Origin of the sequence: Geomonas sp. RF6, assembly GCF_021044625.1 — a bacterium.
Classification (GTDB): domain Bacteria; phylum Desulfobacterota; class Desulfuromonadia; order Geobacterales; family Geobacteraceae; genus RF6.
In genome coordinates this window covers 1,941,019-1,954,313 of sequence record NZ_CP087999.1, presented here as the reverse complement: position 1 = coordinate 1,954,313, position 13,295 = coordinate 1,941,019, and the positions used below count along the sequence as shown (strand labels likewise).

The following is a 13,295-nucleotide window of genomic DNA, read 5'->3' as shown; positions in this document are numbered from 1 at the left end:
ATTCCGCTCTTTCTGGCCTTCTTTATCCTACTCCGCTACAGCGTGAAATAGAAGGTGGCGCCGGAGCCGGGGCTCCCTTCCCCCCAGATCCTCCCGCCGTGCCTGCGCACGATCCGGTGCGCCACCGCAAGACCTACGCCGCTCCCTTCGAATTCGTCCGCCCGGTGCAGCCTCTGGAAGAGGGAGAAGAGCTTCCCGGCATACGCCATGTCGAAGCCGGCCCCGTTGTCGCGCACGAAGTACACGGTCTCCCCCTCCCCTTCGGTGGCGCCGAACTCGATAAGCGCATCCTCCCTCTTCCCGGTGAACTTCCAGGCGTTTCCGAGGAGGTTCTCCAGGAGGAGCCGGGTCAGCCGCGGGTCGGCATGGGCGGTGAGCCCCTTCTCTATGTGGAATTCCACCTGCCGGGCGGGGTCGGCGTGCTTCATTTCCAGCGCGATGACCTGTGCGACGACGCTCAGGTTCACGTTCTGCCTGTCGAGCTCCGCCCTGGTGACGCGCGCCATCTTCAGCACATCGTCGATGAGCTGCCCCATCTTCTGCGTCGCCTGGCAAATCCGTCCCAGGTACTCCTTCCCCTCCTCGTCGAGCTTGTCGCCGTAATCGTCCAGGAGCGCCTTGCTGAAGCCATCGATGTGCCTCAGCGGCGCGCGCAGGTCGTGGGAGACGGAGTAGCTGAAGGTCTCCAGCTCCTTGTTCGATGCCTCAAGCCGCGTCCGGCACTCCGAGAGTTGCCGCTCGAGCTCCGCGATCTGCTCCGCCGGTTCCTCGCTTACCTTCTGCACGGAGTCGAGAAGAAGCACGAGCTGCGCCCGCGCCCCGCCGAAGTCGAGCTCTTTTCGTTCCGTGCGCACGAGGAAAAGGGTCTCGTCCCTGCGCAGATGGCGTTCCCACCCCTGCGCGGTACTCCCCTCCCGCACGATCTGCCGCACCGAAAGGTCGAGGAACTCGCGCCTGGTGTAGCCGTACATGGCAAGCGCCGCCTCATTGACGGCCACGAGCTTGCGCGTTTCCACCTCGCAGACCCACATCGGCTGAGGACTCAGTTCGAAAAGCGTCCGGTATGTTTCCTCGTCATGCCGTGGTGCCACTCACCCTCCCCGTCCCGAAGGACCGTTCCAGAAAAGGTAATCAAGCTTCGCATGCTACGTCAACGCCTCTTGCCGGTGTGCCGGAAGTTCACTGCAATTGTGATGGAGGCTGCCGTTTCTGTCCATGTAGGCCGGGATAAGCGGCGCGTTCCCGGCAGTCCACCCGCAGGCGCGGCAGCAGCGAATGCCGGAAACGCTATCGCTTATTCCGGCCGTACATGCAAAGCGCGTCGAACCGCATCCCGTCCTCCCCCTGAAACGTGAAGGAGGTGTGCTTCCGGCGGCTTAGCCCCCCCTACCCGTCCTCTTCTTCCTCCAGTACGGCCGGGAAGAGGATGGTGAAGAGGCTCCCCTTCCCCGGCTCGCTCTCGGCCCAGATGAATCCGTGGTGCGCGTCTATCGCCTTGCGGCAGAAGGCGAGCCCGAGCCCGGTGCCGCGCGTCTTTCCGAGGCGCCTGTTCTTTGCCTGCACGAAACGGTCGAAGATGGTGCCGAGCGCTTCCTGCGGGATGCCTACCCCCGTATCCCGCACGGTGATTCGTACGAAGGGGCCGCCGCGCGGCAGCTCCCACGCCGGGTAGCTCTGGGGGGGGATGACCGACGCCAGTGCCGAGGCATCGGCAACGGTGTCGAGCCGTACCACTATCTCCCCCCCTTCCGGAGTGAACTTCACCGCGTTGGAGAGGAGGTTCCCGAGGATACGGCTGAAGGCGCTGCGGTCCACGGAGATCTGCGGCACCCCCGGCGAGGCGTCAAAGGAGAGGGTAATACCGCCGCGCTGGGCGAGGGTCTGGAACTTGGCGAGGCTTCTCTTGATGAGGGCGTCGGCGTCCTCGTGCCTGAAGTAGAGCCGCATCTTTCCCGCCTCGAACTTGTGCACCCCGAGGAGGGTGTCGATCATCTCCACCATCTCCTCGCAGCTCTCCACCGCCGCATTGAGATACTCGCGCTGCTCCTCGTTGATCGGCCCGAGCTTTCGCTCGCGCACGAGATCGATGGAGCCTACCACCGCCGTTATCGGGGACTTCAGGTCGTGGGTGAGCATGCTCACGAAGTCTTCCTTCTCCTGCTCCAGCTCCTTCAGCTTAGAGATGTCCCTTATCATCTCCACGCTCCCCACGAGCTCCCCTTCGCCGTTTAACAGGGGCGCCGCGCTGGAGAGAACCGGCACCTCGCGGGAGCCGGTGACGATCGTGTAGGCAACGTCGAGGCACGGCTCGCCGGTCCGCAGCACGCAGACGCTGGGGAGCTCGCCGCCGGGGATCTCCGCCTTCACCACCTCCGCCAGCCTCTTCCCCTGGAGCTGTGCACCGTCACCGAGGATAAGCTCGGCGCGGCGGCTGGTGGTGATGATGCGCCCTTCCGTGTCCACAGCCAGGAGAAGATCTGCCATGCCGTTCAGCACCGCCTGCATCTTCAGCCGCTCCTCTTCGAGCTGGCGGGAGAGGCGGGCGTTCTCCTTCCTGGTCCGGTCCTGCGCCAGGGCGCGCTTCACCTTCTGGAGCAGGTCGTCGTCGGAAAACGGCTTGGAGATGTAGTCGACCGCACCCTTTTTCATGGCGTCGACCGCGATGTCCTCGCTGCCGTGCGCGGTCATCATGACGACGGGGATTTCCCCACCCTGGATCCGGTCCAGCACTTCCATTCCGTCCATGCGGGGCATCTTTATGTCCAGCATGATCAGGGAGAAGGGGTGCGCAGCGAGGGCTTCGAGCGCCTCGACGCCGTCGCGGGCCCACAACGTGTCGAACCCGGCATCCTCAAGCTGTAGCTTGAGGATCAGGGCTATGTCCGGCTCGTCGTCCACTATCAGAATCCTGTCCTTTTCCATGCCCCTCCCCTATGATCGGCACCGTGAAGCTGAAGACGTTTCCCTGCTCCTTTGGCGCCGTGTAGTAGATCCGCCCGTGGTGACGCTCCACTATCTCCTTGCAGATGGCAAGACCAAGCCCGGTCCCACCGCTCTTGCCACGCTCCGCGCTCTCTATCTGCTGAAACTTCTTGAAAAGCTTGTCCCGGTCGGCCCACTCTATCGCCTGGCCGCGATCGGCCACCGACACCGTCACGTAGTTCCCCTCCTGCTGGGCGGAAACCATGACGACCTTCCCCTCCGGGGAGAACTTCACCGCGTTGGAGAGGAGGTTGGTGACGACCTGGATCAGCCTGTCGCTGTCGCCGTACACCTTCGGCAGGTGCTCACCGACCGAGTTCACGATGGAGATCCCCCGTCCCATGGCGAGGCTCTTTATCTCCTCGATGGCGTACACCGCCACCTCCGCTATGGAGACAGGGCGGAAGTTGAACGCCATGCCGCCGGACTCGATCCCGGAGATGTCCAGGATCTCGCTGATCAGGCGAATCAGGCGCTGGGTGTTGCGAAAGCACACCGAGAGGAGCTGCCTTTCCGTCTCGGTGAGCCACTTGCCGCGGTTCAGAAGAAGCTGGAGCGATCCCTTCATGGAGGTGAGCGGCGTCTTCAGCTCGTGAGAGACGGTGGAGATGAAATCGGTCTTCATCCGGTCCACCTCCTGCTCCACGGTGACGTCCCTGATGGACATGACGAGGCCGGCAAACTTCCCCATTTCGTCCGCAAGGGAGGAGATGAAGACGTGCAGGCGCTTCCCCTTCACCTCCAGCTCCTCCTTGCGCCGCTCCCCGCCGACTGTTGCCGCGACCTCAGCGATCACCGCCGCGAGTGCGCCGAGCCCTCCCATGGCGCACACCTGCTCGATCCCCTGCCCGAGCACCCGGTACGGCACGAGCTCGAAGAGCTGCTGGGCGGCAGGGTTGAAGAGAATGACGCGGTTCACCTTGTCCGTCACCACCACGCCTTCCGCCATCCCGGTCAGCACCGCCTCCAGCCTCCCCATCTCCATGGTGAGGGCGGAGGTGCGCTCGGCAACCTTCTTCTCCAGCTGCCCGTTCAGCTCCTCAAGATCGGAGGTCTTCAGCCTGATGATCCGGTCCCGTTCCTTCAGCGCCTCCGCCATCCTGTTGAAGGAGCTCGCCAGGATCCCTACCTCGTCACCGTAATGTTCCTCCACCCGCTGGTCCAGGTCCCCTTCCTCGATCCTCTTCACCCCTCTGGCGAGCTGGCGCAGGTGCCCGGTGAGCTTGCGGCTGGCGAGAAAGGCGATGGCGAAGCAGCAGAGAATCCCCAGGGAGGCGGAGGCGAAGATGTTCGCCAGGTTCTCACGGCGCATCGCCTTGAAGCGCTCGGTGGAGACCGCCACGGCGATCGACCCGACGAAGTCCCCCCTGCTGTTCATGAGGGGGTCGATGGCGGTCTCGTACATGCGCCCCCCTACCTTCAGCTCACCGCGGAACTGCTCCCCGCGCTCCAGCACGTCCAGGACCTGCGGCGAGAGGGTCCCCGCCTTCTCCTCGTTCAGGCTGCTGGCGACCCGCAGGTCGCGCTGGGTGATGAAGCAGTCGACCTCGCTCCCCTTCACCTGGGCCGGAAGGTTGTCGTTGCCGTCCAAGACCTCGGCGGTAAGGACGCACCCCACCACCTCGCCGTCGGCGGCGACCACCGGCAGCGCCACCAGCACCGCCAGTTCCTCCCCTTTCCCTCTCTTGCCGCGGCAAAAGTCCGAGGCGCCGGAGTTACAAAGAAAGGAGTCGGAGACGATCTCCGTGGAGACGACCGGCTTTCTGGAGGTGATCGCCTGATCCACCACGTACGGCACCGACGCCCCCCCTTCCATCGCCGCACCCGCCACGACACGCTTGTGCCCGTCGAGGAGGAGGACGACGTCCATGAAGGGGAGCAGGGTGTGCCAGCGGGCCACCCGCTCGGAGAAAACTGCGTAGCGGCCGTGCTTCAGGTCCTCCTGGACGTTCGGCGCGGTTACCGGGTTCATCAGGGTGTGCTTCGCAATGAGGGCGCGGTCCAGGTACTGGCTGCGGGCAAACTTGAGGTTCGTCTCGAGGTTGCGATCGATCTCGGCGCGGATCGTGGCCGAGAGGGTCTTCATGGTGGAGTAGATGAGGGTAGAGTAGGAGGTAAGGAGGATGGCGAGGATGGACAGGAGCAGTTTTGTTCGTATGCCAAAACGTGGGTGCATGACCTATCCCTTGATATCGGCTCGCCGCGCCGGCGCCTCCACGCGGTCACGGTCCCGACGTGGTCCATGTGTCAGAGCTGTCACTTTTGTCGGTCAAGCCTTCCTTCCTCCGTGTGGAGGATGGCCCTCGGTTCGGTGCACCGAAACCGCAGTAACCGCGCGGGGTCACACGATTCTACCACAACGAAAGCAGCAATGGTTAATTAGATCCCTTCCGCCTTCAGGTCGCGGGTCATGAGCTCGATGACCGCGTCGCGCGCCGGCTTGTCCTCGTAAAGGATCTCGTACATCTTGTGGGTGATCGGCATGTCGACGCCGAGCTTTTTTGACAGGTTGTAGGTCGACTCCGTCGTCTTCACCCCTTCGGCTACCATGCGCATCTCCCCAAGGATCTCGGAGAGGGTCCTCCCCTGCCCGAGCTGAACCCCCACGGTGCGATTCCTGGAAAGGTCGCCGGTGCAGGTAAGGACGAGGTCCCCCATCCCGGCAAGCCCGGCAAAGGTCGCCGGCTGCGCCCCCATGGCGATGCCGAGGCGGGCTATTTCGGCAAGGCCGCGGGTGATGAGCGCCGCCCTCGTGTTGTAGCCGAAGCCGAGCCCGTCGGAGATCCCCGCGGCGATGGCGATGACGTTTTTCACCGCCCCCCCGAGCTCCACACCGGTCACGTCGGAGTTGCGATAGACCCGGAAGTAGTTCGTGGTGAAGGCCTCCTGGACCTGGCAGGCGGTCTCCTCAGACTCGGAGGCGGCGGCAACTGCCGTCGGCATCTCCTGCGCCACCTCCCGCGCAAAGCTCGGTCCCGAGATTGCGCTGAAGCGGGCGTACTGCTCGGGAGGGAGAATCTCCTGGTAGATCTCCGAGACGGTGGCGAGGGTGTCGACCTCGATCCCCTTCGATGCGCTCACCACGATGCTGTCGCGCGGGATCAAGGGGACCGATTTTCCCATGACGGTGCGCACCAGCTGCGAGGGGACGACACAGAGCACCATGCGGCACCCGGCGTACACCTCCTCGAAGGAGTTGGTAAAGGCGAGATTCGGGGAGAGGGTGATCCCTGGGAGGTAGACGCTGTTCTCCCGCGTCTCGCGCATCTCGCGTACCAGTTCCGGCTCGTGCCCCCAGAGGGTCACGTCGTGCCCCTTCTTGGCCAGCAGGTTTGCCAAGGTCGTCCCCCAGCTTCCGGCACCGACTACCGCTATCTTGTCCGCCATGATCCCCTCCCCTATCCGTTCATCCAAAGCCGGCAAAAAATGTTCTTCCTCGTTCGTTGTGCAATGTAGCAATGTAGGCCGGGATAAGCCGCTTCCCGGCAAGCTGCCGGAACCCGCAATGGCTCGCCCCGATCGCGATCACCCCGCCGTCGCCGGGCACTCCCCCTCCTGCAGCGCCCGGGCAGCTACCCGCAGGCTTTCCGAAGCGAGCCGGCGCAGAAAGGGGTGCAGGTGGTAGGGGAGCGGGTACGACTGCAGGCTCCGGGCGAGCCCAAGGACCTGGAGAACCGTGGAGCGCTCCCTGCCGCACTCCCTCATGAGATCGGCGACGGCAACGAGCCGCGCGGCGACGAGCCCCACCTGCGGTGCGATGAGCTCCGCGCAGAGGGCTGCGAGTACTTCCTCCTCGCTCTCCCCCTGCCGGCAGCGCCCCGCTACCTCGTAGACGCGGCGCTGCAGCATGAGCCACCCGGCGCAGAAAGGATCCTCCAGGAGTTCCCCGGAGATCCTCTCCCCCTCGAAATAGGTCAGGCCGCGGCTAAGCCGGTAATCCTCCACCGCCGCGCGAAAGGGGGCGGGTGTGAGGTCGACCCCGCTGAAAATGCGCCGCCTGAGGTAGAAGTCGGCCGGGAGCCAGGAGAGATCCCTGCTCCAGTACAGGGCGTCCCGTACCAGCGCCACCACATACTCCGGCTCCACGCGGTACAGCTCTTCCTGCTCGCCGAAGCCGTCCACCTCTTCCTCGAAGGCCGAGACGTCGAGCCCTTCGCCTCCCCAGGCCGCCAGAAGCCCCCGCCTCTCGTGCACCTGCATGCAGAGAGCCGCGAGACTCTCCTCCCCGTCCCAGCGGGAGATCAGGAGGGAGCGGTAGCCGTCCCCGTCCGGGGCGCTGACGTATCCCTGGTGAAATGGAAGGGGCGCGCAACGCTCCTGCGGGACGAGCCCCTGGAAGGAAAGCCGGCGCAAGGCGTGCTGCGCCAGCGGCGCAAAGGCAGGGTCGCACTCGCTGAGAAAGTCGGCGACGGCGTCGGCCGCCCCCTGCAGTCTCACCCTCCCCAGCCCCTCCAGCGCCCCCTGCACGACGGAAGAGTCTTCGTGCCAGAGCAGTGCCTCCAGAAGGCGTACCACCCACGGCTCTTGCGAGCGCGAGAGCTCCCGGATCGCGCCGAGCTGCACTTCCGTGGAGTACCCCAGGAAATCGTCCAGGAAGGTGACTATGACATCGTCATCTGCCTCGGCATTCCCCTCGGCCCCATGCTGCGCCCCCGGCCGGTGATGGACCGGCAGGAGCGAGCTGAAGGGGGGTGCGTCCACGTCGACGCCGTACTCCTGCAGCGCCGTGAGAAGCGCCACCCTACCCTGCTCCGGCAGTTCCCTGCGCCTGAGCGCTATCCCTATCAGCGGGGAGAGCCACTCCTCTTCCTCGAAGAAGTCGAGGAGATAGGCGTAGCGGGAGATGAGCTCGGGATCTTCCTCCTTCCCCAAAGCCCGCAGGAGGGTGTTCAGGGCGAACACCCCCGCCACCTTCAGGCGCGTACCGATCTCCTCCAGTTCCTGGAGTGTCACAGCTTCGTCCCGCACCCGGTGCACGATCTCCTGCACCGCCTGGCGTGCCACGAGGGTCCGGTCTATCTTTTCCCTTGGCTGCATCGCCTCGTTCCCCGCGCCTTGCTACTCCTCTTCTTCGGCGGCCGGGGCATCCACCACCTCGAGCCCCTCTTCCTGCTCGCTCTCTTCCTCTTTCTCGGCGAGACGGGCCACCGCGACGATGCGCTCCCCTTCCTCCATGACCATGAGGCGCACACCCTGGGTGTTCCTGCCGATAATGGAGAAGCCGGCGACCTGCACCCTGAGGATTTTCCCCTGGTCCGTGATGAGCATGAGGTCGTTGTCGTCGGAGACCTGCTTTATGTCCACCACGCAGCCGTTTCGCTCCGTCGTCTTGATGGTGATGACACCCTTGCCGCCGCGGGTCTGGGTGCGGTACTCGCCGATCTCGGTGCGCTTGCCGTACCCCTTCTCGGTGACGGTGAAGAGGGTCGAGTCGCTGAAGTTTTCGTTGATGATCGCCATCCCGATGACGACGTCGTCATCCTCCAGCGTCATGCCGCGCACGCCGCGGGAGACGCGTCCCATGGAGCGCACGTCCTCTTCCTTGAAGCGGATCGACTTGCCGTTTCTGGAGGCGAGCAGCACGTCCTGGCGCCCGTCGGTGAGCGCGACGGAGATGAGCTTGTCCTCGTCGTCCAGGTTGACGGCGATGATACCGCCGACCCTCGGGTGGGAGTACTCCATGAGGTTCGTCTTTTTCACCACACCCTGGCGGGTGGCCATCATGATGTAGCGGTCGTCCACGAACTCCTTTACCGGGAGGATGGTGGTGATCTTCTCGTTCGCCGCCAGGTTCAGGAGGTTCACGATCGCCTTCCCGCGCGCCGCGCGCCCCGCCTCCGGGATCTCGTACACCTTCAGCCAGTACACCTTCCCGGCGTCGGTGAAGAACATGAGGTAGTCCTTCGTGGAGGCGATGAAGAGCTGCTCCACGAAATCCTCTTCCTTCGTCTTCATCCCGGTCTTACCCTTCCCGCCGCGGCGCTGGGCGCGGTAGAGCGTCACCGCGTTGCGCTTTATGTAGCCGGTGTGGGAGATGGTGACGACCATGTCTTCCTCGACGATGGTGTCCTCCAGCGAGATGTCGGCGGTCTGCTGCACGATCTCGGAGCGGCGCCTGTCGCCGAACTTCTCCTTCAGCTCGGTGAGCTCCCCCACGATGATCTTCAGGACCTCCGCCTCGGAGGCGAGGATCTCTTTCAGGCGCTCGATGTAGGCGAGCACCTCGCGCAGTTCCTCGAGGATCTTCTCACGCTCGAGGCCGGTGAGGCGGTGCAGCCTCATGTCGAGGATCGCCTGCGCCTGGATCTCGGAGAGACCGAAGCGCGACATGAGGGCGACGCGCGCCTCCGGTGTGGAGGCCGACGCCTTGATGAGGGCGATGACCTCGTCGAGATTGTCCAGCGCGATCTTCAGACCTTCCAGGATGTGCGCCCGCGCCTCGGCCTTCTTCAGGTCGAAGATGGTGCGCCTGATGACCATCTCCTTCCTGTGCTCGATGAAGAAGTCGATGGTGTCCCTGAGAGCGAGGATGCGCGGCCGGTTGTGCACGATCGCCAGCATGATGATCCCGAAGGAGGACTGCATCTGGGTCTGCTTGTACAGGTGGTTCAGGATGATCGTCGGGTTCTCGTCCCTTTTCAGTTCGATGACGATGCGCATCCCCTCGCGGTCGCTCTCGTCGCGCAGGTCGGAAATCCCCTCGATCTTCTTCTCCTTCACGAGCTCGGCGATCTTCTCCACGAGGCGCGCCTTGTTGACCTGGTAGGGGATCTCAGTGACAACGATCGACTGGCGCTCGGTCTTCTTCTGCGTCTCGATGACGACCTTTGCGCGCATCTGGATGACGCCGCGCCCGGTCCTGTAGGCGGAGACGATCCCCTCGCGCCCGTAGATGTAACCGCCGGTCGGGAAGTCGGGGCCCGGGACGAGCTCCATGAGCTCCTCGAAGGAGAGCTCCGGGTTCTGGATCACCGCGACGATGCCGTCGATCACCTCGGCGAGGTTGTGCGGCGGGATGTTGGTGGCCATGCCGACCGCGATGCCGGAGGAGCCGTTCACCAGGAGGTTCGGGAACTTGGAGGGGAGGACGAGCGGCTCGAGGAGCGAGTCGTCGTAGTTCGGCCCGTGCTCGACCGTTTCCTTCTCGATGTCGGCGAGAAGCTCGTGGGCGAGCTGCTCCATCCTGATCTCGGTGTAACGCATTGCAGCGGGGCTGTCGCCGTCTATGGAGCCGAAGTTCCCCTGGCCGTCGACCAGCGGGTAGCGCAGCGAGAAGTCCTGCGCCATGCGGACGATGGTGTCGTAGACTGCGGAATCGCCGTGCGGGTGGTACTTACCGATGACGTCGCCGACGACGCGGGCCGACTTCTTGTACGGCTTGTTCCAGTCGTTGCTCATGTCGTACATGGCGAACAGGCAGCGCCGGTGCACCGGCTTCAGGCCGTCACGTACGTCCGGCAGAGCACGCCCCACGATTACGCTCATGGCGTAATCCATGTAGGAGCGCTTCATCTCATCTTCGATGTTGACGGCAACCTTGTTGTGCTGATCTAGCATTAAAGTCCTCTTCAATCAGATTTCAAACTCCCCTCCGCCCTTGCGGGGGAGGGACAGGGGCCAAAGCAGGAGTCAAGCTCACCCAACTTCTGGGCCGCCGCTGTGTGCAAATTCTAAGCCCACCGGCAAGAGACCGGTCTCTGGGCGGCTGCTGAGAGTAACATAGTTAGCCGAAGATTAAAACCCCTTTCCCACGGCACACGCGTCGGCGCTCGTGAAGCGCGTGGGCTCGACGATGGTGCCGCTCATACGACGGCGGCAGTGATGCTGCGGGGTCTAGGCAGGGGGATCTTTCAGCGGATGAAGCCGCGGTGGGAGGTCTGGCGGGCACCCTGCCAGTAAAGGGGGGAAGAGGTGAGCGGGCCATGAAGCCGCTCCACCACGAAAAAAGGTCCGGCAGCGCAGGGAGCTAAGGGCCCCCACTCGCCTACCGGACCTTCCGTTGCTGTTGATGTCGCACCACGGCACCCTTCGTTTGCGCCCTGTCCGTGGGAAAACGCCTGCCTAGCTGCGATCAGGCAGGTCAAAGCGATCTGCCATCATCACCTTGTTCCAGGCCGCCACGAAATCGTGCACGAACTTTTTCCGGGAACTCTCGCAACACCCGTAGACCTCGGCCAGTGCCCGGAGCTGGGAGTTGGAGCCAAAGATGAGGTCCACACGGGTGCCGGTCCACTTGAGCTCGCCGGTGACGAGGTCGCGCCCCTCGAACAGGTCCTTGTCTGCCTCCGTCGGCTTCCACACGGTGCTCATGTCCAGCAGGTTCACGAAGAAGTCGTTGGTGAGCGACTCCGACCGCTTCGTGAAGACACCGTGCTGCGACTGACCGAAGTTGGCGTTCAAGACGCGCATCCCCCCCACGAGGACCGTCATCTCCGGTGCGGTCAACTTGAGCTGCTGAGCCCGATCCACCAGCAGTTCCTCCGCCGATATGGCGTACTTCTTTTTCTGGTAGTTGCGGAATCCGTCCGCAGCCGGCTCGAGGACCGCGAATGACGCCACGTCCGTTTGCTCCGGCGTGGCATCGGTGCGTCCCGGGGTGAACGGAACGGTTACCGGGGAGCCTGCGTTTTTCGCGGCCTGCTCGACCGCAGCGCACCCACCGAGGACGATCAGGTCTGCCAGCGAAACCCGCTTTCCTCCGGACTGCTCGCCGTTGAACTCTTTCTGGACTGCCTCAAGGGCCGCAAGCACACCCTTCAGCCGGGCCGGCTGGTTAACTTCCCAATCCTTCTGCGGCGCAAGGCGGATGCGCGCACCATTGGCCCCGCCGCGCTTGTCGGAGCCGCGGAAGGTGGCTGCCGAAGCCCACGCAGTGGAGACCAGATCGGAGATGGAGAGCCCCGAGGCCAGGATCTTCTCCTTGAGGTGAGCGGTGTCGCTGTGGTCGATGAGCTGGTGATCGACTGCCGGCACCGGGTCTTGCCAGATCAGGTCCTCCGCCGGGACCTCCGGACCGAGGTAGCGCGAGCGGGGCCCCATGTCGCGATGGGTCAGCTTGAACCATGCCCTGGCGAAGGCGTCGGCGAATTCCTCCGGGTTCTGCTGGTAGCGCCGCGCTATCGGCTCGTAGACAGGGTCGAAGCGAAGGGAGAGGTCAGCGGTAGTCATCATCGGCCGGTGCTTCTTCGTGGGGTCGTGGGCGTCAACTATCATGTCCTCTTCGGCCACATCCTTGGCCAGCCACTGGTGCGCGCCGGCCGGGCTCTTGACCAGTTCCCACTCGTACTTGAAAAGCATCTTCAGGTACCCCATGTCCCACTTGGTCGGGTTCGGCTTCCAGGCCCCCTCGATGCCGCTGCCGATGGTGTTGCAGCCGCAGCCGCTCCCCAGGCTGCACTTCCAGCCGAGCCCCATCTCCTCGATGGCAGCGGCTTCCGGTTCAGGTCCTACATGCGACGCGGGGCCCGCGCCATGACATTTCCCGAAAGTGTGTCCACCCGCGATGAGTGCGACCGTCTCTGCGTCGTTCATCGCCATGCGCCCGAAGGTCTCCCGCACGTCGCGGCCGGAGGCGACCGGATCGGGGTTGCCGTTCGGACCTTCGGGGTTCACGTAGATCAGCCCCATCTGTACGGCGGCGAGGGGATTCTCCAGGTCGCGCTCGCCGGAGTAGCGCTTGTCGCCAAGCCACTCTTTCTCGGTCCCCCAGTGGATGTCCTCTTGCGGCTCCCACACGTCCTCGCGTCCGCCGCCGAAGCCGAAGGTCTTGAACCCCATCGACTCCAGGGCGCAGTTGCCGGCAAGGATCATGAGATCGGCCCAGGAGATAGCGGCGCCGTATTTCTGCTTTATAGGCCACAAAAGCCGGCGCGCCTTATCGAGATTGACGTTGTCCGGCCAACTGTTCAGCGGCGCGAAGCGCTGGGTACCTCCCCCTGCCCCCCCGCGGCCGTCCCCCGTACGGTAGGTGCCTGCGCTGTGCCACGCCATCCGGATAAAGAGCGGCCCGTAGTGCCCCCAGTCCGCCGGCCACCACTCCTTCGATTCAGTCATCAGCGCATAGAGGTCGTTCTTTACGCCCCCCAGGTCGAGTTTCTTGAACTCCTCGGCATAGTTGAACTCCTCCCCCAGCGGATTGCTCAGGGGAGAGTTCTGGTGGAGAATCTTGAGGTTCAACTGGTTGGGCCACCAGTCGCGGTTTGAGGTGCCAGCAGTGACAATGGGTACGCTCGGTCCGGCCGTTACTGTTACCGTGTCCATATACGCTTACCTCCCGTGCTCTTGGAATTCCCTCTCCTGGATCATTTGCGCTG

General features: G+C 64.0%; 7 protein-coding genes. All 7 read right to left on the bottom strand.

The window, feature by feature from the left end; genetic code table 11:
• Window positions 1-35: 35 nt before the first annotated feature.
• Window positions 36-1,091, bottom strand: a complete 1,056-nt coding sequence (locus LPW11_RS08375; RefSeq protein WP_230997672.1) for an ATP-binding protein — start codon at window positions 1,089-1,091, stop codon at window positions 36-38.
• Window positions 1,092-1,386: 295 nt separating this feature from the next.
• Window positions 1,387-2,922 carry a hybrid sensor histidine kinase/response regulator gene (locus tag LPW11_RS08370; RefSeq protein WP_230997671.1) on the bottom strand — a complete coding sequence of 512 codons (1,536 nt, stop codon included), beginning with the start codon at window positions 2,920-2,922 and terminating at the stop codon, window positions 1,387-1,389.
• The gene (locus LPW11_RS08365; RefSeq protein WP_230997670.1) at window positions 2,852-5,158 is read right to left on the bottom strand and encodes an ATP-binding protein; all 2,307 of its coding nucleotides are present in this window, start codon (window positions 5,156-5,158) and stop codon (window positions 2,852-2,854) included. The genes LPW11_RS08370 and LPW11_RS08365 overlap by 71 nt, the downstream gene beginning before the upstream one ends.
• A 203-nt stretch (window positions 5,159-5,361) precedes the next feature.
• Complete coding sequence (locus tag LPW11_RS08360; RefSeq protein WP_230997669.1) at window positions 5,362-6,369, bottom strand: NAD(P)H-dependent glycerol-3-phosphate dehydrogenase; 1,008 nt, start codon at window positions 6,367-6,369, stop codon at window positions 5,362-5,364.
• Window positions 6,370-6,507: 138 nt separating this feature from the next.
• The gene (locus LPW11_RS08355) at window positions 6,508-8,019 is read right to left on the bottom strand and encodes a HEAT repeat domain-containing protein (RefSeq protein WP_230997668.1); all 1,512 of its coding nucleotides are present in this window, start codon (window positions 8,017-8,019) and stop codon (window positions 6,508-6,510) included.
• A 21-nt stretch (window positions 8,020-8,040) separates the two neighbouring features.
• On the bottom strand, window positions 8,041-10,539 hold the full coding sequence (gene gyrA / locus LPW11_RS08350) for a DNA gyrase subunit A (RefSeq protein ID WP_230997667.1): 2,499 nt from the start codon (window positions 10,537-10,539) through the stop codon (window positions 8,041-8,043).
• A 504-nt stretch (window positions 10,540-11,043) separates the two neighbouring features.
• Window positions 11,044-13,242: a catalase/peroxidase HPI gene (gene katG, locus LPW11_RS08345; protein WP_230997666.1), complete on the bottom strand. Its 2,199-nt coding sequence runs from the start codon at window positions 13,240-13,242 to the stop codon at window positions 11,044-11,046.
• Between the last annotated feature and the right edge of the window lie 53 nt (window positions 13,243-13,295).